At 74.1% G+C, this 22,928-nt stretch carries 21 protein-coding genes and 1 pseudogene; 6 read left to right on the forward strand and 16 right to left on the reverse strand.

Going from position 1 to position 22,928, the window contains the following annotated elements; all coding sequences use genetic code 11:
* Positions 1 to 118: 118 nt before the first annotated feature.
* From IE177_RS22770 to IE177_RS22810, 9 genes are all read right to left on the reverse strand, one after another.
* Positions 119 to 622, reverse strand: coding sequence for a methylated-DNA--[protein]-cysteine S-methyltransferase (locus tag IE177_RS22770; protein ID WP_190017234.1), 504 nt, complete (start codon positions 620 to 622; stop codon positions 119 to 121).
* Positions 619 to 2,016 (reverse strand): DNA-3-methyladenine glycosylase 2 family protein, encoded by a 1,398-nt coding sequence (locus IE177_RS22775; protein WP_190017235.1) that lies wholly within the window; start codon positions 2,014 to 2,016, stop codon positions 619 to 621. Before IE177_RS22775 ends, IE177_RS22770 begins: the two co-directional genes overlap by 4 nt.
* 72 nt (positions 2,017 to 2,088) lie before the next feature.
* Positions 2,089 to 2,937 carry a class I SAM-dependent methyltransferase gene (locus IE177_RS22780; RefSeq protein ID WP_190017236.1) on the reverse strand — a complete coding sequence of 283 codons (849 nt, stop codon included), beginning with the start codon at positions 2,935 to 2,937 and terminating at the stop codon, positions 2,089 to 2,091.
* Positions 2,934 to 4,217, reverse strand: coding sequence for an FAD-dependent monooxygenase (locus IE177_RS22785; protein ID WP_190017237.1), 1,284 nt, complete (start codon positions 4,215 to 4,217; stop codon positions 2,934 to 2,936). The genes IE177_RS22780 and IE177_RS22785 overlap by 4 nt, the downstream gene beginning before the upstream one ends.
* Positions 4,214 to 5,311: a monodechloroaminopyrrolnitrin synthase PrnB family protein gene (locus tag IE177_RS22790; RefSeq protein WP_190017238.1), complete on the reverse strand. Its 1,098-nt coding sequence runs from the start codon at positions 5,309 to 5,311 to the stop codon at positions 4,214 to 4,216. Before IE177_RS22790 ends, IE177_RS22785 begins: the two co-directional genes overlap by 4 nt.
* Positions 5,312 to 5,622: 311 nt before the next feature.
* Complete coding sequence (gene rsgA, locus IE177_RS22795) at positions 5,623 to 6,717, reverse strand: ribosome small subunit-dependent GTPase A (protein WP_190017239.1); 1,095 nt, start codon at positions 6,715 to 6,717, stop codon at positions 5,623 to 5,625.
* Positions 6,718 to 6,973: 256 nt separating this feature from the next.
* On the reverse strand, positions 6,974 to 8,485 hold the full coding sequence (locus tag IE177_RS22800) for a cellulose-binding domain-containing protein (RefSeq protein WP_190017240.1): 1,512 nt from the start codon (positions 8,483 to 8,485) through the stop codon (positions 6,974 to 6,976).
* A 228-nt stretch (positions 8,486 to 8,713) separates the two neighbouring features.
* Positions 8,714 to 10,045 (reverse strand): radical SAM protein, encoded by a 1,332-nt coding sequence (locus IE177_RS22805; protein WP_190017241.1) that lies wholly within the window; start codon positions 10,043 to 10,045, stop codon positions 8,714 to 8,716.
* A 130-nt stretch (positions 10,046 to 10,175) separates the two neighbouring features.
* Positions 10,176 to 11,183: a hydroxyacid dehydrogenase gene (locus IE177_RS22810; protein ID WP_190017242.1), complete on the reverse strand. Its 1,008-nt coding sequence runs from the start codon at positions 11,181 to 11,183 to the stop codon at positions 10,176 to 10,178.
* 187 nt (positions 11,184 to 11,370) lie between these two features.
* Between IE177_RS22810 and IE177_RS35185 the strand changes: the two are divergent.
* The 4 genes and pseudogenes from IE177_RS35185 to IE177_RS22825 all read left to right on the forward strand — a co-directional run.
* Positions 11,371 to 11,680 (forward strand): annotated as a pseudogene (locus tag IE177_RS35185) (transcriptional regulator); the annotation flags it as partial.
* A 7-nt stretch (positions 11,681 to 11,687) separates the two neighbouring features.
* Positions 11,688 to 14,558 carry a glycoside hydrolase family 2 TIM barrel-domain containing protein gene (locus IE177_RS22815; RefSeq protein ID WP_190017243.1) on the forward strand — a complete coding sequence of 957 codons (2,871 nt, stop codon included), beginning with the start codon at positions 11,688 to 11,690 and terminating at the stop codon, positions 14,556 to 14,558.
* 81 nt (positions 14,559 to 14,639) lie between these two features.
* On the forward strand, positions 14,640 to 15,224 hold the full coding sequence (locus IE177_RS22820) for a TetR/AcrR family transcriptional regulator (protein WP_190017244.1): 585 nt from the start codon (positions 14,640 to 14,642) through the stop codon (positions 15,222 to 15,224).
* The gene (locus tag IE177_RS22825) at positions 15,217 to 15,933 is read left to right on the forward strand and encodes an alpha/beta fold hydrolase (protein WP_190017245.1); all 717 of its coding nucleotides are present in this window, start codon (positions 15,217 to 15,219) and stop codon (positions 15,931 to 15,933) included. The genes IE177_RS22820 and IE177_RS22825 overlap by 8 nt, the downstream gene beginning before the upstream one ends.
* On the opposite strand, the gene IE177_RS22830 is transcribed toward IE177_RS22825, so the two are convergent.
* From IE177_RS22830 to IE177_RS22835, 3 genes are all read right to left on the reverse strand, one after another.
* A complete protein-coding gene (locus IE177_RS22830) occupies positions 15,867 to 16,658 on the reverse strand; it encodes an isocitrate lyase/PEP mutase family protein (RefSeq protein ID WP_229816223.1) in 792 nt (263 codons plus the stop codon). The two genes, IE177_RS22825 and IE177_RS22830, sit on opposite strands and share 67 nt — an antisense overlap.
* Positions 16,655 to 17,113 (reverse strand): DinB family protein, encoded by a 459-nt coding sequence (locus IE177_RS35190; RefSeq protein WP_229816224.1) that lies wholly within the window; start codon positions 17,111 to 17,113, stop codon positions 16,655 to 16,657. Before IE177_RS35190 ends, IE177_RS22830 begins: the two co-directional genes overlap by 4 nt.
* Positions 17,114 to 17,174: 61 nt before the next feature.
* Positions 17,175 to 17,543 (reverse strand): VOC family protein, encoded by a 369-nt coding sequence (locus tag IE177_RS22835; protein ID WP_190017247.1) that lies wholly within the window; start codon positions 17,541 to 17,543, stop codon positions 17,175 to 17,177.
* 148 nt (positions 17,544 to 17,691) lie between these two features.
* Here IE177_RS22835 and mmuM point away from each other — a divergent pair, with 148 nt between their 5' ends.
* Complete coding sequence (gene mmuM, locus IE177_RS22840) at positions 17,692 to 18,624, forward strand: homocysteine S-methyltransferase (RefSeq protein ID WP_190017248.1); 933 nt, start codon at positions 17,692 to 17,694, stop codon at positions 18,622 to 18,624.
* 18 nt (positions 18,625 to 18,642) lie between these two features.
* Here mmuM and IE177_RS22845 read toward each other — a convergent pair whose 3' ends face one another.
* From IE177_RS22845 to IE177_RS22855, 3 genes are all read right to left on the reverse strand, one after another.
* Positions 18,643 to 20,208: a carboxylesterase/lipase family protein gene (locus IE177_RS22845; RefSeq protein WP_190017351.1), complete on the reverse strand. Its 1,566-nt coding sequence runs from the start codon at positions 20,206 to 20,208 to the stop codon at positions 18,643 to 18,645.
* A gap of 157 nt (positions 20,209 to 20,365) precedes the next feature.
* The gene (locus tag IE177_RS22850; protein ID WP_229816225.1) at positions 20,366 to 20,623 is read right to left on the reverse strand and encodes a hypothetical protein; all 258 of its coding nucleotides are present in this window, start codon (positions 20,621 to 20,623) and stop codon (positions 20,366 to 20,368) included.
* Positions 20,620 to 21,483: an isocitrate lyase/PEP mutase family protein gene (locus tag IE177_RS22855; protein WP_190017249.1), complete on the reverse strand. Its 864-nt coding sequence runs from the start codon at positions 21,481 to 21,483 to the stop codon at positions 20,620 to 20,622. The genes IE177_RS22850 and IE177_RS22855 overlap by 4 nt, the downstream gene beginning before the upstream one ends.
* 245 nt (positions 21,484 to 21,728) lie before the next feature.
* Here IE177_RS22855 and IE177_RS22860 point away from each other — a divergent pair, with 245 nt between their 5' ends.
* Positions 21,729 to 22,133 (forward strand): VOC family protein, encoded by a 405-nt coding sequence (locus tag IE177_RS22860; RefSeq protein WP_190017250.1) that lies wholly within the window; start codon positions 21,729 to 21,731, stop codon positions 22,131 to 22,133.
* Here IE177_RS22860 and IE177_RS22865 read toward each other — a convergent pair.
* The gene (locus IE177_RS22865) at positions 22,113 to 22,808 is read right to left on the reverse strand and encodes a helix-turn-helix domain-containing protein (RefSeq protein ID WP_190017251.1); all 696 of its coding nucleotides are present in this window, start codon (positions 22,806 to 22,808) and stop codon (positions 22,113 to 22,115) included. The genes IE177_RS22860 and IE177_RS22865 overlap by 21 nt on opposite strands.
* Between the last annotated feature and the right edge of the window lie 120 nt (positions 22,809 to 22,928).

A 22,928-nucleotide genomic window follows, 5' to 3' on the forward strand; every position in this document is an offset into this window, starting at 1 on the left:
TCGTCGGGTGCGGGCCCGTCGTGGTTCGTCGCGCAGTTCCCCGCGCCCCTGAAAGGGGTGGCGCTGTGCGTCGTCGGGTGCGGGCCCGTCGTGGCTCGTCGCGCAGTTCCCCGCGCCCCTAAGGGTGTGCGGGGGCGCCGGGGGTGGCTTCCAGGGTGAGCAGCTGGATCTTGCGGTCGAGTCCGCCTGCGTAACCGGTCATCGAACCGTCCGCGCCGATGATCCGGTGGCAGGGGCGCACGATGAGCAGCGGGTTGGCGCCGATCGCCCCGCCGACGGCGCGGACGGCCATGCGGGAGGCGCCGATACGTGCCGCGATCTCCCCGTAGGTGGCGGTGGTGCCGTACGGGACCTCGTCCAGCGCGACCCACACCCGCCGCCGGAACTCGGTGCCCTCCGCGTCCAGCGGCAGCCGGAACTCCTTCAGTTCGCCGGCGAAGTAGGCGGCGAGCTGGTCCGCGGCCGCGCGGAACGGGCCGGGGTCGGGGCGCCAGCCGTCCTGGACGGTCCGCCCGCCCTTCTGCCCGGGCACGGACAGCGACGTGAGCGCGCCGTCCGCGCCGGCGGTGAGCAGCAGCCGGCCCACGGGGGCGTCGAGGTGGGTGTAGTACACGGTCGTCATCGGATCGGCTCTCCTGCCACATACAGGTGCTGGACGGCGTACGACCGCCAGGGCCGCCACGCTTCGGGTACCGCCGCGCCGGGCGGGGCCACGTCCGGATCGCCGAGGGCGCGCACGCGGAGGGTGGCCACGGTGGCCGGGTCCATGCCGGGCAGGGCGAGCAGGGCCCTCTCGGCGTCGTCCCGGTCGGCGCCCGGATCCAGCCGCACCGTGCCGTCGGCAAGGGCGGCGGCGAGCGCGCCGAGCGGACCCCCGGGTTCGGCCTCGGCGAGGACGCCCGGTTCGGGGAAGAGGTGGGTGAGGCTGCCGCAGGGCGCGTCGAGCGCCTTGCCGTACCGGCGTACCAGCCGCTCGGCCCCGGCCTGTCCCGCCAGTGCGCGTACGGCGGGTTCCAGCGGGTCGACGGCGCCGGGCGAGCGCAGCCCCGGCCGGGCGGCGACCAGCGGGGCGAGCCGCGGGTCGGCGCCGAGCCGCTCGTCGACGGCGTACGGGTCCGCGTCGAGGTCGAACAGGCGGCGCAGCCGCTGCACCGCGGTGGTGAGGTCCCGGTGGTCGGTCAGGTGCAGCCGCGCGTCCAGCCAGCCGCCCGGGCGTGTGCCGCCACCCGCCTTCGGCACCGCGGTGCGCTCGGCGACGGCGACGAGCGCGGTGCCGTACGGCAGCCGCAGGGTGCGCCGGTAGGTGCGGGTGCCGGGGGCGCCGGTGACCTCCTCGACGCCGGGCACCGCCTCCCGCGCGAGCCGGTCGAAGACCGCGGCGGCCAGGTACGGGCCCCGGTGGGCGAGCCGCAGCGGGATGCCCGCGCCCGGGGTGGCCCGGCGGACCTCCCGGCCGCGGGGCGCGGCGGCCCGCACCTGGGTGGGCGTCGAGTCGTACACCTGGCGGACGGTGTCGTTGAACTGCCGCACGCTGGCGAACCCGGACGCGAACGCGATCTCGGTGACCGGCAGGCCGGTGGTCTGCAGCAGCACCCGCGCGGTGTGCGCCCGCTGGGCCCGGGCGAGCGCCACGGGGCCGGCGCCCAGCTCGGCGGTGAGCTGCCTCTGCACCTGGCGGGCGCTGTAGCCGAGCCGGGCGGCGAGTCCGGCGACGCCCTCACGGTCCACGACGCCGTCGGCGATCAGGCGCATGGCCCGGCCGACGACGTCCGCGCGGACGTTCCAGTCGGCCGAACCCGGCACGGCGTCCGGGCGGCACCGGCGGCAGGCGCGGAAGCCGGAGCCCTGCGCCGCGGCGGCCGTCGCGAAGAACCGCACGTTGTGGCGTCTGGGCGTCGTCGCCGGGCAGCTGGGCCGGCAGTAGATGCCGGTGGTCTCGACGGCGAAGAAGAACGCCCCGTCGAACCGGCCGTCCCGGCTGCGGACCGCCTCGTACCTGCTGTCTTCGTCCCTCACGCGTTCCAGTCTGGGACGTGTGGCCGGTGCGGGGCCAGCGGGAATCGGACATGGAGCTGGGGCGGCCCGGTGTCAGGCGAGACGGGCGCGGGCCACCCAGTGGTGGTCGTGGGGCGGGCAGAGGCGCCCGGGCGGAGCGGGCAGCCATCCGCACGCGCCCTCGGCCAGCTGCCGCAGGGTGTACGCCTCCGCCTGCCAGCCGCGCGAGCCGAGGAAGCCGCCGAAGTCCTCCAGGCCGAGCTGGAACGCCGATCCCCGGGCTCTCATGAACGCCAGGAACCGTTCGTTGGCCGGGTCCCGGAAGTAGTCGGCGTGCGGGGCGTCGATCAGCAGGACCGATCCGTGGCCCGACATCTTCGCGACGTCGTCGAGCAGCCGGGTGAAGTGTTCGGTCCGCAGGTACGGGAGCAGGCCCTCGATGATCCAGACGGCGGGTTCGTCCGGCGTGTAGCCGGCGGCCGTCAGGCGCTGGGGCCAGGTGCCGGACCGGAGGTCCTCGCTGAGACGGACTCGGCGGCAGGTGAGCCGGTCCCGGACCGGGGCGAGGAGTTGCTCCTTGGCCTCCAGCTGGCCCGGCAGGTCGATCTCGAAGAAGCGGGTGCCGGCGGGGAGGGGGAGACGCCAGGCGCGGGTGTCGCTGCCCGCCGCGAGGCACACCACCTGGCCGATCCCCTCGGCGACCGCCCGGCCGAGCGCGATGTCGCCGAAACGGCCGCGCACGATCACGGAGCCGACGGTGCCGCCGGCGGCCAGCGCCTCCCGCGCCATCGTCCGTGAACGGGGGGTGCTCAGCAGCACGGCGTGCGGATCGCTGAGGTACGGGTCGGGGCGGTCGTTCTCCATGGCTCTGATGACGGCGGTGATGAAACTGGTCTCCTTGACGGCCGCGGAGTCGTCTTCCTGCCGGGTCGTGTCCGTCATTCCTCGCTCCAGGTGTCGCGCCGCGCCGCCGGCCGGCGGCGTTCGCCGACGGACAGCGACGGTCTGGTGTTGACCCAGTCCTGATCGAACTTTCCGGTCACGGCGTAGCCGCGGGAGATGTCCGCGAGTTCGTCCTCGCTGAACACGTCCCGTACGTCCTCGAACCCGTGGGGGGCTCGTCGATGGGCCAGGGTGATCACGCGTTCCGGCCCCATGGAGCGGTTGCTCCGCTGCAGTTCCGTCATCTGCGGCCGGCGTTCGTCCTCGTAGGCCCGCAGCGCCTCGCCCGCGTCGGGACGGGTGGCGAGATGCCGGGCGAGCACGCGCGCGTCGACGACGGCCTGGGTGGCGCCGTTGGATCCGGCGGGGTACATGGCGTGGGCGGCGTCGCCGAGGAGGGTCACGCTGCCGAACGTCCACCGCGGGAGGGGGTCCCGGTCGGTCATCGGGTACTTCCGTATGTCCGGCGTGTCCTCAAGGAGGCGCGCCAGGTCGACGCCGGGGGGTGACCACTCGCCGAACTGGGCCAGGACTGCACTCCTGCTGTCCGTGCCGTCCGTGCAGTCCGTGTCGTCCGGGGGAAAGGCCGCCACCCAGTTGATCAGTGACCTGCCCGTCGCCTCGTCCCTGTCTATCGGGTACAGGACGAGCCGCCGGCTGTCGTCGCCCAGGACCGCCATGGAGCGTCCGGTCAGGAACGCATCCCCCCAGGCGGTCCCCCGGTACATGAGCACCCCGTTCGTCGGAGGAGGGCCCTCGTCGGGATACAGCGCTGCTCGGACGGCCGAGCGGATGCCGTCCGCGCCGAGGAGGACGTCCGATTCCACCCTCCGCAGGGCGCCCCTTCGGTCCGCGAAGACTCCGCACGCCCCGCCGGATCCGTGGTCCAGGCCGACCAGCCGGGCGTCGGTGACGACGGCGCCTTCGCCCAGGCGGCGCCGGACCTCCGCGGCCAGGGCCAGGACGAGGTGGGAGCGGGACACCGACAGCTGGGGCCAGGCGTAGCCCGCCGAGGTCCCGCGGTCCTCCCGCCACACGAGGTCGCCGTACGGGTTGTACATCGCCAGTTCCCGGGTGGGCACGGCCCGCCGCCGCACCTCGTCCAGCAGGCCGAGTTCGGCGATCTCCCGCACCGCGTTGGGCAGTATGTTCAGTCCGAGACCGTGGGGCCGGATGCCGGGGTCGGCCTCGAACACCGTGACGTCGTCGAATCCCGCCGCGTGCAGACTGACGGCGGCGGCCAGTCCGGCTATCCCGGAACCCACGATGGTGATTCTCATAGCCCGCTCTTCGCTCCGGTGGCGGAGCCGATCAGCGCTCCGTTGTCTCTGGTGAGGGTGAGGATTTCCTCGAGGAGTCCTACGCTGCCCCCGCCGCTGCCCAGTTCGTAGAGCCGGACCTCCGCGTGATAGGCACGCCGCGCCATCACCAGATGTTTTCCGCGGAACGCGGTGAGGGACCGCAGGGCTTTGCGCAGACCGTCGGCGCTGGATTCGGCGTGCGCCGTCCCGGCCGGCGAACCGCGGTCGCCGAGAGCGGCGACGACCCGGGAGGTGATGGACGGCGTCTCCACCCATTTCGCATACCACTCCCGCCAGTCGGGGAGCGTGTGGGAGGCGACCTCGTGGCAGAAGTCCAGGTATTCGCGGCTGCCCCGGTCGGATGCCCAGAGCAGCAGGTCGATGAGGAAGAGGGGTATGTGCGCCGCGGCCGGCCCCAGGTACGTGCGGCCCGCCAGACGGACCTCCTCGAAATACGGCCGGAGTTCGAGGGCGAAGAACTCGGGGGTGACTTCTCCGAGTACGCTGCCCATCGCCCGGTCGGCGGCCGTGATGTACGAGGCGAGCAACGCCGTCTTCTCGGCGTGGGCGGGATGGCACAGGTCCAGGTCCCGCAAGGAGTGGCCCACTTCGACGGCGTGCGCCAGATCAGGTACGCATCGTCGCACCGCGTCGACGAGGGCGCGTTCCATCGGGTGCCCGGTGTAGAGCCGCTCGCGTTCGCCCACCGGATTCCAGCACGTGTAGTGGTACACGGTGTCCCGCGGAATCATGTGCGTACGCCGCCCCAGCAGTTCGAACACCCTGGCGGCGCCGGGCACGGTGTCGAAGGCGGAGACTCCGTGCCTTTTGAGACTGCCGAGGTACATGCCCAGGTCGCGCATCGCGGCGAGACATCCCGGCACCGTGAGAGCGGCGATACTCTGCTCCGAGGGGAGTGCTTCGCCGAGAACGCGCGACAGAGCGGATACGTCCGCGGTTTCGTTCATCTTCGGCAGGAGCCGGAGGTCTTCGTCCAGACGCAGCGGGTCGAGCCGTCTGACGCTTTCGTTGTGTTCCTCGGAGGTCACCGCTATTCGCGCCGTGCCGTGCATGTGAACCAACTCCTCCGGCGAGGGCCCGTGGTCACCTGACGTCGGAGAAAGCAGCCGGTGCGACGCCGAGAGCGCGCAGGGTCCACCCCCCGATGCGGACCGTCGGAGCCGTCCGCCGGCACCAAGGTAGGCGATGCCGTCAATGGCTTCTCTGGGTGAGATCCCCAGCGATTCCCCATGAATGCTGGACGCCGTGAGGAGCGGGCGGTCATGAACCCGTGGGGCGGGTGTCGGCCCGTGGGGTGGATGCGCCGTGACCGCCGCCCCTCGCGGGGGCGGCGGTCCGGGTCGTGCGAGCGGGGGGCAGGGCCCTACCTCTGGCGGCCGCGCTTGGCCTCCATCGCCGCCTTGCCCTGCGCTCCCCTCCGCTTCCACTCCTTCTTGATCTCGGCCCGGAGCCGTGCGTCGGTCCTGGCCACGATGTACTGGTTCTCCCGCAGCAGCTTGCGGTAGCTCTCCAGCCGCCGTACCGGAAGCTCGCCGGCGTCCACGGCGGAGCGCACCGCGCAGCCCGGCTCCGTCTCGTGGGCGCAGTCGTGGAAGCGGCACCCCTCGGCCAGTGCCTCGATCTCGGCGAAGACCTGCCCGACGCCGCCCTCCGCGTCGAAGAGACCGACGCCCCGCAGTCCGGGGGTGTCGATGAGGACGCCGCCGGAGGGCATGGCGAGCAGGTTGCGGGTGGTCGTGGTGTGCCGGCCCTTGCCGTCGACGTCCCGTGCGGCCTGTACGTCCATGACGTCCTCGCCGACCAGGGCGTTGGCCAGGGTCGACTTGCCCGCGCCGGACTGGCCGAGCAGCACGGTCGTACCGGAGCCGACGAGCGCCACGAGGACGTCGAGCCCCTCGCCGTGAAGGGCGCTGACGGTGAGCACGGGCACGCCGGGCGCGCTCGTCTCCACGTCCTCGACGAGGTGGGCGAGGGTGACCGGGTCCGGCACGAGGTCGGCCTTGGTGAGGACGACGACGGGCTGGGCGCCGGACTGCCAGGCGAGTGCGAGGAAGCGTTCGACGCGGCCCAGGTCGAGTTCCACGGCGAGGGAGACGGCGACGACGACGTGGTCGACGTTGGCGGCGAGGATCTGCCCCTCGGACCGCTCGGAGGAGGTCGAGCGGACGAAGGCGGTGCGGCGCGGCAGGTACGCGCGCACGTAGCGGGGGTTGCCGCCGGGTTCGACGGCGACCCAGTCACCGGTGCACACGACCCGCATCGGGTCGTGAGGAGTGACGAAGGCGGTGTCGGCGCGGACGGTCCCGCCCGCGGTGACGACGTCGCACTGGCCGCGGTCGACCCGGACGACCCGGCCGGGCAGCAGCCCTTCGGCCGCGTAGGGGGTGAACGCGTCGGCCCAGGCGCCGTCCCAGCCGTAGGGAGCCAGCGCGGAGGATACAGCGGAGGTGGAAGTCAAGGGTGACCCTTCACAAGGGTGGCCCCGGGCAAGGCGCGTACGGCGCGGTCGGTTCAGCCGGTGGCCACGGAGGTGGACTTGATGAGTTCCTGGATGAGGGCAGCGCTCAGCACAGTGACAGCCATCGGTCGACACCTCCTCGTTCCTGATCGCGCTTCGGCGCACACCACCTCGGCGTGCCCGCCCACTGTAGCCCGGCCGCGGGGACCGGCGTCAACGCGTTTTCCGCGGTGTCGTGCGATTTCGTTTCGCCGGCTCAGTCCGCCGCGCAGGGAGCCCCGTTGAGGGTGAAGCCGTACGGTGCGCCGTTGCTGTCCCGCCAGGTGCCGTTGAAGCCGAAGGACAGCGTGCCGTGCGCGGCGACGGACCTGTCGTAGTCGGCGGCGGTGGCGGTGACACGGGAGCCGTCCTGCCGCACGGTGGCGTCCCACATCTGGCTCACGTGCTGGCCGTCGCGGTACCGCCAGGCGACCTGCCAGCCTTCGAGGGCCTCGTCGGTGGTCACGGTGACGGCGACCTGGAAGCCGTCGGACCACTGGCTGACCAGGTCGTAGGTGACCCGGCAGGTGGTGGCCGGGGTGGCGGCCGGGGTGGTGGCGGGTGCCCCGTGGCGGGTGGGGCGGTGCGTGGCGGAGGACGTGCCCTGGGGTTCGGGGTCGGGCTTCCCGGTGCCGGGCGCCGCCTCGGCCCGGGTCGAGGAGGGCCTGGCGGCGCGCGTCCCGGCCGGGGACGGCGTGTCGGCGGCGCGGGGGGCGGTGGGGACGGCGGGGCCGGCGGGGTCGGCGACGGGCCGGCGGTCGTCCTGGGCGGCGGCGGCGTCCCCGCCGGACGCGCCGAACGGCATCAGCGACACACCGAGCGCGAGCGCCGACAGCAGCACGGCTGCCGCGAGCAGGCCGCGCCGCAGGACCCGGCCGCGGCCGGAGTCCTCCTCCGGGTCGCCGGTCCCGGCGTCGTGGGCGCCGGGGCGGCCGGCGCCCAGCCGGACCTCGGCGGCGCGCCGGCGGCGCTCCAGGTAGGCGAGGCCGCCCCAGCCGATCACCCCGCCGGCCAGGGCGGCGGGCAGTCCGCCGCCGTGCAGGCGCAGACAGGCGGCGGCCTCGGCGCACCGCACACAGGTCGCGAGGTGCTGGGAGAGGTCGTCGGGGATGTCGGCGACGGGCGAACGGGTCACCGCGTCCAGCAGCCGGGCGTAGCTGCGGCACTGCACGTCCATCGGGGAGTCCAGGTGGGCGCGGTGGCAGCGGTCCCGGAACACCGTGCGGACCTGGTCCAGTTCGTCGGCGACGCCGGCCGGGTCCAGTCCCAGCCGGCGGGCGACGGTGGGCAGGGGCAGCGCCTCGACCTCGGCCAGCCACAGCAGCGAGGCGTCGCCCTCCTGCATGTCCCGCAGGCCGCGCAGCGCGACCGGGCGCTGCGGCGGAGGCCCGGCGAAGCGGGACGCGTTGCCGGAGTTGAGCCACAGCCGCAGGTCGGGATCGAGCCGGTGTCCCTGCCCGTCGGCCTCCCAGGCGGCCGCGGTGTCGCGCACGGCGGTGAGCAGCGCGGGTATGGTCGGCAGCCGGGCGGCGCGGCGCCCGGCGCCGCGCACGTGCGTACCCGCGGCGGCGCGGATCTCACGCATGCCGAGGGCGAAGGCCTCCGTCGCCAGCTGATGGGCCGTCAGCGAACCGGAGGTGCACAGGTCGGCGTACGAGAGCACCGCGTCCCAGCCCTCCGAGAACAGGGCGGTCTCGGCGGCGTCCTGGGGGGTCGGCAGGTCGGGCATGGGACTCCTGCATCCACGAGCGAGGTCAACTCCACACAGGGAAAGGAGAGTTGTACGGAACCTCGCGGCAGGACACAGAGCCTTTCACGCCTTCGACACAACTGACAAGCGGCCTGTTCACATCCGGTCACCGAGCGTGTCGGAGCGGGTGTGCGCCGCGACGAGCCCACAACTCCGGCCTCTGGTACGGATGCCGGCGCCGTTCCGCTCACCGCCGTGCCGGTGCGGTCACACCTCGGCCGCCTCCCGCGCGGGTTCGTCCGCGGGCAGGCTGTCCATGAAGGAGCTGACGGAGAAGACCGCGCGGCCGGGTCCGGGCGGGCCGTAGCCGGGGGGCGAGGACAGGCCGAAGTCGTCCATCGTGGCGCGGTAGGCCTCCAGCAGCCGGATGTGGTACTCCAGCGGCGCGCCCTGCGGGTTGGCCTTGCCGAGCGGCGTGGTGGGCTCGGGGCACCAGGTCGTGAAGCGGGGCGTGATGCCGTGCGACATGAAGAAGCGCAGGCCCTCGGTGGTGGAGGCGATGGCCTCGTCCACGGTGGTGAAGCCGAACGGCTCGGCCATCTCCACGCCCGCCACGAAGTTGGGGATCACGTTGCGCGCGCCGAACACCTCGGCGGAGTCCAGGATGCGCCGGTGCCACTCGTCCCGGCCGACGTACCGCTCCTTGCCAGGGCAGTACAGCTCGAACAGCCGGCGGTCCCACACCTCGAAGTTGGGGTGGTAGATCTGCACACCGTAGTCCTTGAACCGCTGCACGTCCGGCTTCGGCAGCGCCTGTGCCACGACCTTGCCGATCCAGCGGCCCGGGAAGCGCTCCTCGATCGCCTTGGCGTAGTGGCCGTAGAAGTCGGCCTCGTCCCGGCCCGCGACCGTCTTGGTGATCGCGCCGCCGGTGAGGGTGTAGGCGGTGGAGGCCTTCTGGGTGTCGTACCGGTCGATGATCTCCAGCGCCTCCAGGACCTCCTCCACGTCCTTGACGCCGGTGTACGGCCGGCCGGCCGCCTTGTGCTGGCGCCAGTTGTGGTTGATGTCGCAGTACTGGCACTCCTCCTTGGCGCCGAAGTACTGGCAGACCCGGAAGACGGTCAGGTAGATCAGGTAGCCCCACTGGATGGTGGGGGCGACCTCCATCACCGACTTCCCGTTGGAGAGGGTGTGCCGGTAGTACTCGGGCATCGGCGGCACGCCGACGTCGGCGATGCGGCTGCCGTCGAGGTAGAGCCCGAGCAGCCCCTCGTCGTCGGCGGCGACCCGGTACGGCGAGGCGGGGTTCACCCGTACGGAGACGACCGTACGGCGCAGGTCGTACGGCCCGCCGGTGAGGATGATCTCCTCGGGCGGGCGCCTGAGGGCGGCCTCGCCCAGCTCTGGCAGGGTGCCGTGGTCGAAGGAGAAGATGAAGTACGACTTCGGCTTCACCTCTCCGCTCTCGTTGTCGCTGAGCGCGGACGCGTCGAAGGCGACTCCGCCCCGGAGCAGGTCCTCCTTGAAGACGGCCTCCCGTGGCACGTGCGGGAAGCGCTCCATCAGATCCTCGACCAGCGCGGTACGACTGCCCATCCGCATGTCTCCTCCCGGCTCGGGCGTACGTCTTACACCGTATGCCCCCGTCTTCCGCCCGGCCGTGCCGGGTCCCCGCCCGGGGACGGGGCCGGTGTCCTCCGGGCGAGGCCGGATCAGGGAACGGCTCTCACGCCGAGCGCTCCAGCGCCGCTCGGTCGACGGCGTGCCGGAGACCGGCGCCGGCCGCGAGCCGTTCGGCCTCCTCGACCACCGTGCGGCCCAGGCGGGCCACCTCGTTGCCCTGGGAGCCGGCCAGGTGCGGGGTGACGAAGGCGTTGGGCAGGTCGTACAGCGGGGAACCGGCGGGCAGCGGTTCGGGGTCGGTGACGTCCAGGACCGCGCTGAGGCGGCCGGCCCGCAGCTGCCCGATCAGCGCCTCGTGGTCGACGAGCGCGCCGCGCGCGGTGTTGACGAGGACCGCTCCGCGGGGCATCAGCGCGAGTTCCCGGGCGCCGATCAGGTGCCGGGTCCCCGGGGTCTCGGGGGCGTGCAGCGTGACGACGTCGGACGTGCGCAGCAACTCGTCGAGCTCCAGCAGCGGCACGCCGAGCCGGGCGGCCTCGGGGGCGTCGACGTAGGGGTCGGTGAGCGTGACCGTCAGGTCGTGCGGCCGGAGCAGTTCGATCAGGCGGCGGCCGACGCGGGAGGCGCCGACGACGCCGACGCGGCGGCCGTGGTTGCCGATGCCGGGGAGGACGCCGCCGTACGGGAAGCTGCGCCGGCCGCGCAGCCGGTCGCGGAGGGCGAAGACGTCCTTGCCGGCGAGCAGGATGACGGCGAGCGCGTACTCGGCCACGGGCAGGGCGTTGGCGGCGGCGGCCGAGGAGACGACGATGCCGCGCCGCCACACCTCCTCGGTGGCGAGGCCCTTGACCGAGCCGGCCGCGTGCAGGACCGCGCGCAGCCTCGGTGCGGCGTCGAGGGCTGCCGCGTCCAGACGGGGGCAGCCCCAGCCGGTGATCAGGACCTCGGTGCGGGCCAGGACCTCCCGCACCCGTGGCTCGGTGAAGTCGTGCGCCACCAGGGCGGGATCGACGTCCACACACGCGCGCAGGCGGGCCAGCAGCTCCGGCGGGAAGACGTGCGGCACGTTCCGCGCCGTCATGGCGAGCAGAGCCTGGGGACGCTCGGGCAAGGACGTGACCTCCGGCTCGTGACACGGTGGCGGCAAGCGCTTCCCACGCTAGGCCGCGGCGCGGCGGAGGGGCAACGGACACGCGCGCCGTCCGGCTTCCTCCGACCCGTTTCCGCACCCTTGTCGGAGGTTCCGCCCAGCCCATAGCCTGACGCCCGTCGTGGGCCGGCCCCGGCCCGGCCCGCCGGGGAGGGGCAGCCGCGTGTTGGTCAACCTCCTCGACCCCGAAGTGGTCGTGCTCGGCAGCCGGGTCGCCGCCCGGCTGGGCACGCCACTGCTCGACGGAATCCGCCGGGCCGTCGCCCGGCACGCCCTGCGCCGACCGCCGGCCGGCGGCCGCCACCGAGATCGTCCTCTCCCCGATCCGCACCGACCCGGTGTCCCTCGGCGCGGCCACGTTCGCGCTGGAAGGGGCGCTGCTGTCCGCCGGCCGGCGGACAGGCACCACCGAGCGCACCGCACCTCCTTCGCCACGGCCCCTGCCGTCCTCCCCCTAGGAGTCCGATGTCGTCGCGCACCACCACCGTCACCGCGTACGTGGAGGACGTCTCCCCGGGATCCGGGGCGCTGCCGCCCCGCGCCTGGTACGCCTCCTCCGACGCCGCTTCCCTCTCCCTTAACGGCATCTGGGCTTTCCGGCTGTCGCGGACGGCGGACGCCGAGGACGACTCCTTCGCCGAGGTGGGGTACGACGCCGGCGACTGGGCCCGGGTCGAGGTTCCCGGCCACTGGGTCCTCCAGGGCCACGGCTCCCCCGTCTACACCAACCACCTCTACCCGTTCCCCGTCGACCCGCCCCGGGTGCCGACCGAGAACCCGACCGGTGACCACCTGCGCGTGTTCGACCTGCCCGCGGACTGGCCGGGACCGTCCGGCGGCGGCGCCGTGCTGCGCTTCGACGGGGTGGAGTCCTGCGCCCGCGTCTGGCTGAACGGCACGGACCTCGGCGAGTTCAAGGGCTCGCGCCTGCCGCACGAGTTCGCCGTCGGCCATCTGCTGCGGGCCCGGGGCAACGTACTGGCGGTCCGGGTGCACCAGTGGTCGGCCGGCTCCTACCTGGAGGACCAGGACCAGTGGTGGCTGCCCGGCGTCTTCCGTGACGTCACCCTGCTGCACCGCCCGGCCGGCTGCGCCCTCGACTTCTTCGTGCACGCCTCCTACGACCACGTGAGCGGCGAGGGCACCCTGCGTGTCGACTCCGACGTGGACGGCCGGGTCACCGTCCCGGACCTCGGCGTCGACACCGCGACCGGAGAGCCGGTGACCGTGCCGGTCGAACCGTGGTCGGCGGAGCTGCCCCGGCTGTACGACGGCGTGCTGGCCACCCAGGGCGAGCGGATTCCCCTGCGCATCGGCTTCCGCACGGTGGAACTGGCCGACGGGCTCATCAGGGTCAACGGACGGGCGGTCCTCTTCAAGGGCGTCAACCGGCACGAGTGGCACCCGGAGAAGGGCCGGGCGCTCGACCTCGCGACCATGCGCGAGGACGTGCTGCTGATGAAGCGGCACAACGTCAACGCCGTCCGCACCTCCCACTACCCGCCGCACCCGGCCTTCCTCGACCTCTGCGACGAGCTGGGCCTGTGGGTGATCGACGAGTGCGACCTGGAGACCCACGGCTTCGCCGAGCAGGGCTGGCGGGACAACCCCGTCGACGACGACCGCTGGACCCCCGCCCTGCTCGACCGGGCGGCCCGCATGGTCGAGCGGGACAAGAACCACCCGTCCGTCGTCCTGTGGTCCCTCGGCAACGAGGCGGGCACCGGCCGCGGCCTGACCGCGATGGCCGAGTGGATCCACGGCCGGGACCCCTCACGGCTGGTGCACTACGAGGGTGACCACACCTGCCGTGACACGGACGTCTACTCGCGGATGTACACCGGCCACGCCGAGGTCGAGCGGGTCGGCCGCGGCCTGGACGGCGGCCCGCACCGGCGCCGTGAACTGCCCTACCTGCTGTGCGAGTACGCGCACGCGATGGGCAACGGCCCCGGCGGACTCGCCGACTACCAGCGGCTGTTCGAAGCTCATGACCGGCTCCAGGGCGGTTTCGTCTGGGAGTGGATCGACCACGGCATCGCCCATCCCGGCCTGGGCTACGCCTACGGCGGCGACTTCGGCGAGGAGCTGCACGACGGCAACTTCGTCTGCGACGGACTGCTCTTCCCGGACCGGCGGCCCTCCCCCGGCCTCGTCGAGTTCAAGAAGGTGATCGAGCCGGTGACGATCGAGGGCGACGCCTCCGGCGGCACCGTCCGCGTCAGGAACGGGTACGACTTCGCCGGCCTGTCGGCGCTGGCCTTCACCTGGTCGTACCGGGTGGACGGCGAGACGGTCGATTCCGGCTTCCTGCCGGTTCCCCCGCTGGAGCCGGGCGAGTCGGCCGAGGTGAAGCTGCCCGCGCCACCGGCCACGGCACCGGCCGGCGAGGCCCTCTGGACGGTACGGGCGCTGCTCGCCGCCGGCACCGCCTGGGCGCCCGAGGGGCACGTCGTCGCCTGGGGCCAGTTCGGCCGGTCGGCGCGCCCGGCGCCGTCGGTCGCGGCGGCCGGCGGCCCGGTGCCCGGCGAGGGACTGATCACCCTGGGCCCGGCCTCCTTCGACGCGCGCACCGGCGCCCTGCGGCGAGTCGGCGCGGTGGACATCACCGGACTGCGCCTGGACGTGTGGCGGGCCACCACCGACAACGACGACGGCGCCGCCTCGCAGCCCGACGCCCGCTACGGCCGGCTGTGGCGCAGGCTCGGCCTGCACCGCGTGCAGCACCGGCTGGACGCCGTGGAGAGCGGCGACGACGCGCTGACGGTCCGCACCCGGGTGGCGCCCGCCGCCGGGGAGATCGGGCTCTCGACGGTGTACCGCTGGACGTCGGACGGACCGCGTCTCGGGCTCACCGTGTCCGTCACCCCGGAGGGCGACTGGACCGTACCGCTGCCCCGGCTCGGCATCCGCTTCGGGCTGTCCTCGGCCGACCGCGTGCGATGGTACGGCGGCGGCCCCGGCGAGGCGTATCCGGACAGCGCGACGGCGTCGGAGGTCGGCCGCTGGCAGTCGACCGTGGACGAGCTGCAGACGCCGTACGTGCGTCCGCAGGAGAACGGCGCCCGCGCCGGGGTCCGCTGGGCCGAGATCGGCGGCCTGCGCGTGGAGGGCGACCCGGAGTTCTTCCTCACCGCCCGCCGCTGGACCACCGAACAGCTGGACGCGGCGGCCCACCGCACCGACCTCGCCCCCGGAGACACGGTGTGGGTCAACCTCGACCACGGACTGCACGGTCTCGGCTCCCAGTCCTGCGGCCCCGGCCCGCTGCCGCGGTACTTCCTGCGGGCCGAGCCCGCGCGGTTCACGTTCGTCCTCTCGGAGGTCTCCGCCTGACCGACGCCGCGGGCGGCCGGCGGCTGTCCACCACTACCTAGATGCTCTAGGATCTCACCTAGACTCCTAAGGAGGTGGCCCATGGCCCGTGCTGGACTCACCGCCGACCGCATCGTCGCGGCCGCCGCCGAACTCGCCGACGAGGCGGGCTTCGAGCACGTCACGCTCTCCGCGCTGGCCCGGCGCTTCGGGGTGAAGGACGCGAGCCTGTACTCGCACGTCCGCAACCTGAACGACCTGCGCACCCGGCTGGCGCTGCACGCGGGCGGCGAGCTGATCGACCGGATCGCGGCGGCCGTGGCCGGCCGGGCCGGCCGGGACGCGCTGACCGCCTTCGCGGACGCCTACCGGTCGTACGCGCTGGAGCACCCCGGCCGCTACTCGGCCACCCAGATCCGCATCGACCAGAGCCTGATCGCCGACTCCCCCGCCATGCGCCGCACCGCCGAGATCACCTACGGCATGCTCCGCGCCTACGGCCTGGCCGAGCCCGATCTGACCGACGCCGTACGCCTGCTGCGCAGCACCTTCCACGGCTACTGCGCCCTGGAGTCCGCCGGCGGCTTCGGCGCCGCCCGTGACGTGCGGGCCTCCTGGGACAAGGCGGTCGAGGCCCTGCACCTCGCCCTCACCCACTGGCCCCGGGAGACGGGGAACGATGACTGACCACCCCTGCCACGACGTGACGGGCGCCGGACCCGTACTCCTGCTCGTGCCGGGCGGGGCCGGGCACCCCATGGGGCTCGGGCCGCTGACCGAGCGGCTGGCGCGGCGCTTCACCGTGGTGACGTACGACCCGCTGGGCCTCGCCCACGGCCGGCTCGGCCTGCCGGTGGCGGACCAGCGGCCGGCCGACTGGAGCAGGGGTGCCGCCCGGGTGCTGGAGACGGTGCTGCCCCCGGACGAGCGGGCGTTCGTGTTCGGGACCAGCTCCGGGGGGATCGCGGTCCTCGACCTGCTGGCCCGGCACCCGGGACGGCTCGCGCACGTGGTGGCGCACGAGGCGCCCTGCGTGACCGCCCTGCCGGACGGCCGGGAGCGGCGCGAGGAGCTGATCGCCGCGCTGGACGGCGCCGGACGGCCGCCGGCCGAGGGCCCCTCGGCGACGTCGATGGGCGTCTTCCTCGCCCACGTCCTGCGCCCCTTCACGGCCCACGTCCCCGTGCTGACGGCCCTGGAGCCCCGCCTCACCCTGGCCGCCGGCACCGGCTCCCGTGGCCAGGTCCTGCACCGCACGGCCCGCGTCCTCGCCGACCGCCACGGCAGCGCCTTCCTGGAGTTCCCGGGCGGGCACCTCGGCATCCTGGATCACCCGGCGGAGTTCGCCGGCCTGCTCACCGAGACGTTCCTCGCCGCCGCACCCGCCTCGCCGTAGGAGGGCGTCGTACCGCTCGGCACCCGGCCGGCGGCGATGTCGCCGACCGCGTCCAGCGCCGCGCCCAGCGCTCGCCGGTAGAGCAGCGAGCCGAGGCTGACCCGGCCGACGCCCAGGTCCGCGAGGTGGGGCACGGTGGGGCCGCCGGGTGAGTAGAGGATGTTGAGCGGGACGCCGATCCATCCGACGAGGTCCGCGATCCGGTGCGGGTCGGTCAGGCCGGGCACGAACACGCCGTCCGCGCCCGCTTGCCGGTAGGCGTCGAGCCGCCGTGAGGTGTCCAGGCCGTCCCCGTCACCCAACCAGCACGTATCCGTGCGGGCGTTGACGAACAGTCCGGGCACGGCTGCCTTGACGGCGGCGATCTTCGCGGCGTGCCGGGCGGCCGGTCCGAGGCCGTCCTCCAGATTGACGCCGACGGCCCCCGACTCCCACAACCGGCCCGCCAGCACGGCGACTTCCTCCGGGTCGTCGCTGAAGCCGCCTTCCACGTCCACGGAGAGCAGATACGGCTCCGAGCCGAGTACGCGGGCCAGGCCCAGGGTGTGCTCGCGGGTGGCGGCCCGGCCGTCGGGCAGCCCGGCGGCCGCCGCCACGGCCGCACTGCTCGTGCCGATCGCGGGATGGCCCCGGGCGGCGAGGAGGGCCGCCGAGGCGTGGTCCCAGGCGTTGGGGAGCAGCAGCGGCTCGCCGGGACGACGGTGGAGACCGGCGAACACGGTCACGAGAGATCTCCCACCGCGTCCGCGTAGTACGTGGAATCCGCCACGTGGTGCGCGAGTTCGCGGAAGCTCCAGCCCGCGCCGGGCGAGTCGTCGAGCTGTTCGCCGGTCAGCGCGGCCAGGCGTACGGCCCATATCCGGGCCAGCCGGGTGAGGCGGCTGCGGGCCTCGTCGAGGTCGGCCGCGGTGAACGGGGCCAGGTCCGCCGGCGTGGTGGCGGCGGAGGCGTGCCAGTGGTCCGGCTGCGGCTCCTCGCCCGCCAGCCGGGCCTCCAGTTCGGCCAGATGGTCGATGAGATGGTCGGTGACCCTGCGGATCGCCTTGTGCGGGGTGTGGACGCGGTCGTCGGCCCGGACGGGGGTGCCGTCCCAGGCGGTCCAGCCGGCCGCCAGGTCCAGCACGTGCTCGACCATGCCGGTGACGGCCCGTGCGGGCGTGCTCTGTTCGGTGTCGCTCATACGGAGCACGCTAGGCACGGGTCCGTTCGGCGGCGGCCGAAGTGTCCGCGCCGCCGGTCCCCTACCCGGCGCGCTCGGCCGCGCTGCGCTCCACACAGAACTCGTTGCCCTCGGGATCGGTGAGGACCGCCCAGCCGGTGCCGTCGGGCCTGCGCCGGTCGTCCACCAGGGTGGCCCCGAGGGCGATCACCCGCTCGACCTCCTCGTCCCGCCCGCGGTCCTGCGGCTGCAGGTCGAAATGCACCCGGTTCTTGCCCGTCTTGCCCTCCGGCACGGTGACGAACAGCAGCCCGGCTCCCGCGATCAGCGCCTCCGGGTCACCGGGACGGTCGTCCTCGTGCAGCGGCTGGTCCAGCACCTTCGACCAGAAGCTGCCGAGGGCGTAGGCGTCGGCGGAGTCGATCGTCACATGGCGGATCTTCGAAGTCATGCGGTGATTCTTCTGGACGATCGTGAAGCACGGCAACGGACTTACGCCACGGCGTGGACAGGAACGGCCTGGCACCCGGCCGGGCTCTGCCGCCCGCCCGGCCGGGGTCCGGGCGTCGTGGGCGCGGCCCTTCGGCTAGCTTCGAGGCATGACCGGCCGTACCTCTCCCAGCCTCGCCGAAGCCCTCGCGACCGGGGCCGTCGTGCTGGACGGCGGCATGTCCAACCAGTTGGAGGCAACCGGGCACGACCTGGGCGGCGGGCTGTGGTCGGCGCGGCTGCTGGCCGAGCGCCCCGAGGCGGTCGCCGAGGCCCACCTCGCCTACTTCCGCGCGGGCGCGGACGTGGCGATCACCGCGAGCTACCAGGCCACCTTCCAGGGCTTCGCGAAGCACGGCATCGGCCACGAGGAAGCCGCGCGGCTGCTCGCGCTGAGCGTGCGCCTCGCCCGTACGGCGGCCCGCCGGGCCGGGGACGCCGGCGTGACACGGCCCCTGTGGGTGGCGGCCTCGGCCGGGCCGTACGGGGCGATGCTCGCGGACGGCTCCGAGTACCGGGGCCGCTACGGGCTGGGCGTCGGGGAACTGGAGCGGTTCCACCGGCCGCGGCTGGAGGTGCTGGCCGCCGCCGCGCCGGACGTGATCGCGCTGGAGACCGTGCCCGACGCCGACGAAGGCGCGGCGCTGCTCAGGGCGGTGCGGGGGCTCGGGGTGCCGGTGTGGCTGTCGTACACCGTCGACGGCCCGCGCACGCGGGCCGGGCAGCCGCTCGAGGACGCGTTCGCGCCGGCGGCCGGCGCGGACGAGGTCATCGCGGTGGGGGTGAACTGCTGCGCGCCGCGGGACGCCGGGCCCGCGGTGGAGATCGCGGCCCGGGTCACCGGCAAGCCGGTCGTGGTCTACCCCAACAGCGGCGAGGTGTGGGACGCGCGGACGCGTGCCTGGACGGGGCGTGCGGCGTTCGGCGCCGGGCAGGTCGCGGCGTGGCGGGAGGCCGGGGCGCGGCTGATCGGAGGGTGCTGCCGGGTCGGCCCGGAGGCGATCTCGGCGATCGCCTCCGCCGTGGGCAGTCCCGACCGGTAGACCCCGGGCCGTCGGCGGTCAGCGGCGCAGTGCGCCGACCGACCGCCGCAGGCGCCGCACGGCTGCCGCCAGTTCGGCCCCCGGGGCTCGGACGGTGCCGCCCGGCGCCGGCTCCGGAACCTGGGACGCGGTCGTCCACAGGGCCATCGCCTCGTCCAGCGAGCCGTACGCGGTGTACGGCACGCCGCCGTCGAAGACGCGTACGGGGTGTGAGTCGTCCCAGGCCTGCCAGCCGGGGTTCCCGGTCGTGGCGAACCGGACCCAGGCCGCGTGCATCGCGTCGCGCAGCGCACGCGGGGCGTTCTCGCCGGCCAGCTTCCTGGCCTCGGGCAGATCGCCGGTGCCGAAGACGAACCCCAGCTCCAGGGCGTGGCAGGCGCCGAGGCCGGGGAGGTTGGACGGCCACGCGAACTCGTAGAGGTAGGAGCTGCCGGGGCGGGCGTCGGCGAGGCGGTGCAGCGGGACGCGCAGCAGGTGGTCGGTGACCATCTGGCCGACGGTCTCGGCGGCGCCGGCGTCGGGGCGCAGGGCCCGGTAACCGCGGGGCACCTCGGGGCCGACGCGGCAGCGGGCCATGGCCCCGGCGAGGGCGACGGGTCCGATCCGGTCGACGCGCTCGTGCAGTCCGCCGGGAACCAGCCACAGCCGGTACTCGTCCCGGGTCCAGCCCGTGAGCAGCTCGACGCCCGGGGCGGCGCCGTCGAGGAGCGCCCTGAGCGGGTCGCGGGGCACGAGGTCGCCGTCGACGACGAGGCCGAACGCGGGTCCGCCCAGCACGGGGCCGCTGAGCCGGCCGGCTTCGGCCTGGGCGCGCAGCAGCAGGTCGCGGTCGACGGCGGCGAAGGCCTCGGCGGTGGCGGGGATCTTCAGCCGGGCGGCCATGCGCCGCACCACGCGCCGCACCTTGTCGCGGTCCGACGCCTCCGGCGGGCCGCTCTGCAGCACCGCCCGCCGGATCAGGCCGCGGGTCTGCGGTGCGGCGAGCAGGGCGCCGGCGCTGATCGCGCCGGCCGACTGGCCGCACAGGGTGATCCGGTCGGGGTCGCCGCCGAACGCGGCGATCGCCTCGTGGACCCAGCGCAGGGCGGCGAACTGGTCGCGCAGGCCCGCGTTGGGCGGCGCGTCGGGGAAGAGCCCGTACCCCTCCACCCCCAGCCGGTAGTTGAGCGAGACGCAGACGACGCCGTCCCGGGCGAAGGCGCTGCCGTCATACACGGGTACGGCCGAGGAGCCTCTGGTCAGCGCACCGCCGTGGATCCAGACCAGGACGGGGAGGCGGGCGCCGGGGTCCGGCTGGGGCGTCCATACGTTGAGGTTGAGGCATTCGTCGCCGGGGATCTCGGGGTCGGACAGGTACCGGGCGAAGGCCTCGGAGTACGGGGGTTTCGGCGCGGTCGGCCCGAAGGCGGTCGCGTCGCGTACCCCGTCCCAGGGGTCGGGCGGCTCGGGCGGGCGGAACCGGCGGGGGCCGAAGGGCGGTGCGGCGTAGGGGATGCCGCGGAAGACCGCGATGCCCCGCTCGTACCTGCCGCGTACGGCCCCGTGGGGCGTTCCGACCACGGGGTCCGTCCGGTCTGCCGCCATCGCCCACCAGCCCTTCGCCGCGTTCGTGCACTTCTCGCCGCTGTCGCGTCGGTGCAGTCGCGTCGGGTGCACTGTTCACATGAGCACCACGAGGCGCGGAGGTATTCCGGGGTAACACGCCCGCGGCACCGCGGCGCCCGGGCAGGCGGTGGCGCCGTCAGTCCTCCTCGGGGTCGCCGGGGGCTCCGACGAGGGCCTCGACGACGTCCACGGCACTGCCGTCGTGGTCGCTGCCGGCGGTGCCGCTGCCGGTCTGCACGTTGGCCGCCCGGTCGACCTCCAGGATCGAGTCGGCCCGCGAGTTGTCGATCACCGTGACCAGGTCGCCGGACGCGGTCGCGGGCGCGGCGGCCGCGCCGAGGATCGCGACGGCCGCGGCCGTCGCGATCCCGAGCCGGGGAACGGCACCCCTCACACGCCCACGCCCTCGGGGACGAGCCGCTCACGGGCGATGTTGCGCTCCAGCAGGCTGGTGGACGCCTGTACACCGACCCCACTCTCGGGGTCCACCCGCGGCAGCCGGCCGTCGGCGGCCTTGAGGCCGGTGAGCGCTGCGTCCATCGCCTCGTGCGCGGCGAACAGGCAGGGGGTGCTGTAGATGGCCACGTCGACGCCCAGGTCGGACAGCTCGCCGAGGGACAGGCGCGGCGACTTGCCGCCGGCGATCTGGTTGAACAGCAGCGGTTTGCCGCCGACGACCTCGCGGATGCGCCTGATCCACTCGACGCTGCGCACCCCGTCGACCAGGACCACGTCGGCGTCGGTGGCGGCCAGCCGCTCGGCGCGGTGCAGGATGTCGTGCTCGTCGGTGGCGTCCGTGCGGGCGACGACCACCAGGTCCCTGCGTGTCTCCAGGACCCTGTGCAGCTTCTCCAGGTACTCCTCCAGCGGCAGCACCTGCTTGCCGTCGGCGTGTCCGCAGCGGCGGGGCCGCTTCTGGTCCTCCAGGATCACACCGGAGGCCCCGATGCGCTCCAGTCCCTCGACGACGTGGCAGGCGACCTCCGGGTCGACGTAACCGTCGTCGATGTCGACCAGCAGATGGTGGTGCGGGAACGCGCCGCGCAGCCGCTGGACGAAGGCCACCATGTCGGGCCATGCGATGAATCCGATGTCGGGCAGTCCGTAGTACGAGGCCGCGAATCCGAAGCCCGAGACGAACATCCCGTCGTAGTGCTTGGCCGCGATCGACGCCGAGTACATGTCGTACACGCCGATCAGCGGTGTGGTCCCGGGCCCGGCGATGCGGTCGCGCAGCTTCTTACCGTGGGTCAAGGTCCGGCTCCTTCTGTGGGTGGGTGACGCGGACGGGCTGGGTCCGCCGCGTCTCGACGCCCTTTACCAAGACGAAAGCATCCCTAGACATTCACGTGACCTTCCATGTACGCCACCTTTACTCACCCGGGTGGCCGAACCGGTTCACCGCAGAAACGTCACGCGCGGACGTCCGCGCGTGCAGGACCGCCACCGGTGTCCGATTCGTTCAAGACCGGCGGCCGGCGCACGCCTACGGTGGCCGCATGACCACACGATTCGCCGTGATCGGGCTGGTGGCCTCCGATCTGGCCGCCTCCCTCGCCTTCTACCGCCGCCTCGGCCTGGTCTTCCCGGCCGGCGCCGAGGAACAGCCGCACGTCGAGGCGGAGCTGCCCGGTGGGCTGGTCCTCGCGCTGGACACAGAACAGACCATTCGCTCCTTCCATCCCGGCTGGCGGCCGCCCGCCGGCGGCGGGCGGGTGTCGCTCGCCTTCCGGTGCGACTCGCCGGCCGCGGTCGACGCCCTGTACGAGGAACTGGTGGGCGCCGGGCACCACGGGGAGCTGAAGCCGTGGGACGCCTTCTGGGGCCAGCGGTACGCGACCGTGCACGACCCCGACGGCAACGGGGTCGACCTGTTCGCCCCGCTACCGGCCCCCGCCGAGTAGCTCCCCGAGCGGCCGGCCCGCCAGCTCCCGCACCTCGCGGGCCAGATGCGGCTGGTCCGCGTACCCGGCGCGGGCCGCGGTCTCGGCGTAGGGCACCCCCGACCGGGCCAGCGCCAGCGCCCGCTGCAGCCGCAGGACGCGGGCGAGGGTCTTGGGCCCGTAGCCGAAGGCACCCAGGCAGCGGCGGTGCAGCCGGCGCGCTCCGACGCCGAGTTCGGCGGCCGTGGCGGACACCGCACGGCCCTCGTCCAGGCACTCCACCAGCCGGCGCAGCAGCGGATCGGGAGCCCCTGTCGCCGCGGCGCGGTCCAGGGCGACGTCCTCCAGGGCCGTCGCCGCGTCGGCCGCCGCCCCGACCCTGTCCCGCAGCCGCCGGACCCGGTCGGCGGGCCACAGGTCCGCCAGCTCCACCCGGCGGTCGCGCAGTTCGTGCGCCGGTACGCCTAGCAGGGCGGGCGCGGTGCCGGGGAAGAAGCGGACGCCCGCCCAGGTCCGGGCCGGTCCTCCGGGGAGGTACGGCCGGGTGTCCGGGCCCGCGACCAGCAGCCGGCCCTCGCTCCACAGCAGGTCCATGCAGCCGTCGGGCAGCACGGGCCGGGCACCGGCATCAGCACCGGCCGGCGTGTTCGTCCACACGACCGCCCCGGTCAGCCGCGACGCCCGCTCCGTGTACACGGCCGCCAGCCTACGCCGGGAGGTCACGCACGGGAGGGGGCCGCCCTTCCACGTCCCGCACGTGGACCACGGGCGGGCCATGCCCCGCGCGATGGGCCGGAGGCGAGCCGTGGCGGGTGC

This window comes from Streptomyces lucensis JCM 4490, from assembly GCF_014650035.1.
In the GTDB taxonomy this organism is placed as follows: domain Bacteria; phylum Actinomycetota; class Actinomycetes; order Streptomycetales; family Streptomycetaceae; genus Streptomyces; species Streptomyces lucensis.

Bases quoted from the DNA above. Each gene is read 5' to 3' on its own strand.
- IE177_RS22770 (WP_190017234.1), bottom strand. From the start codon at position 622: ATGACGACCGTGTACTACACCCACCTCGACGCCCCCGTGGGCCGGCTG.
- IE177_RS22780 (WP_190017236.1), bottom strand. From the start codon at position 2,937: ATGACGGACACGACCCGGCAGGAAGACGACTCCGCGGCCGTCAAGGAG.
- IE177_RS22785 (WP_190017237.1), bottom strand. From the start codon at position 4,217: ATGAGAATCACCATCGTGGGTTCCGGGATAGCCGGACTGGCCGCCGCC.
- IE177_RS22790 (WP_190017238.1), bottom strand. From the start codon at position 5,311: ATGCACGGCACGGCGCGAATAGCGGTGACCTCCGAGGAACACAACGAA.
- IE177_RS22800 (WP_190017240.1), bottom strand. From the start codon at position 8,485: ATGCCCGACCTGCCGACCCCCCAGGACGCCGCCGAGACCGCCCTGTTC.
- IE177_RS22805 (WP_190017241.1), bottom strand. From the start codon at position 10,045: ATGGGCAGTCGTACCGCGCTGGTCGAGGATCTGATGGAGCGCTTCCCG.
- IE177_RS22815 (WP_190017243.1), top strand. From the start codon at position 11,688: ATGTCGTCGCGCACCACCACCGTCACCGCGTACGTGGAGGACGTCTCC.
- IE177_RS22820 (WP_190017244.1), top strand. From the start codon at position 14,640: ATGGCCCGTGCTGGACTCACCGCCGACCGCATCGTCGCGGCCGCCGCC.
- IE177_RS22825 (WP_190017245.1), top strand. From the start codon at position 15,217: ATGACTGACCACCCCTGCCACGACGTGACGGGCGCCGGACCCGTACTC.
- IE177_RS35190 (WP_229816224.1), bottom strand. From the start codon at position 17,113: ATGAGCGACACCGAACAGAGCACGCCCGCACGGGCCGTCACCGGCATG.
- IE177_RS22835 (WP_190017247.1), bottom strand. From the start codon at position 17,543: ATGACTTCGAAGATCCGCCATGTGACGATCGACTCCGCCGACGCCTAC.
- mmuM (WP_190017248.1), top strand. From the start codon at position 17,692: ATGACCGGCCGTACCTCTCCCAGCCTCGCCGAAGCCCTCGCGACCGGG.
- IE177_RS22845 (WP_190017351.1), bottom strand. From the start codon at position 20,208: ATGGCGGCAGACCGGACGGACCCCGTGGTCGGAACGCCCCACGGGGCC.
- IE177_RS22860 (WP_190017250.1), top strand. From the start codon at position 21,729: ATGACCACACGATTCGCCGTGATCGGGCTGGTGGCCTCCGATCTGGCC.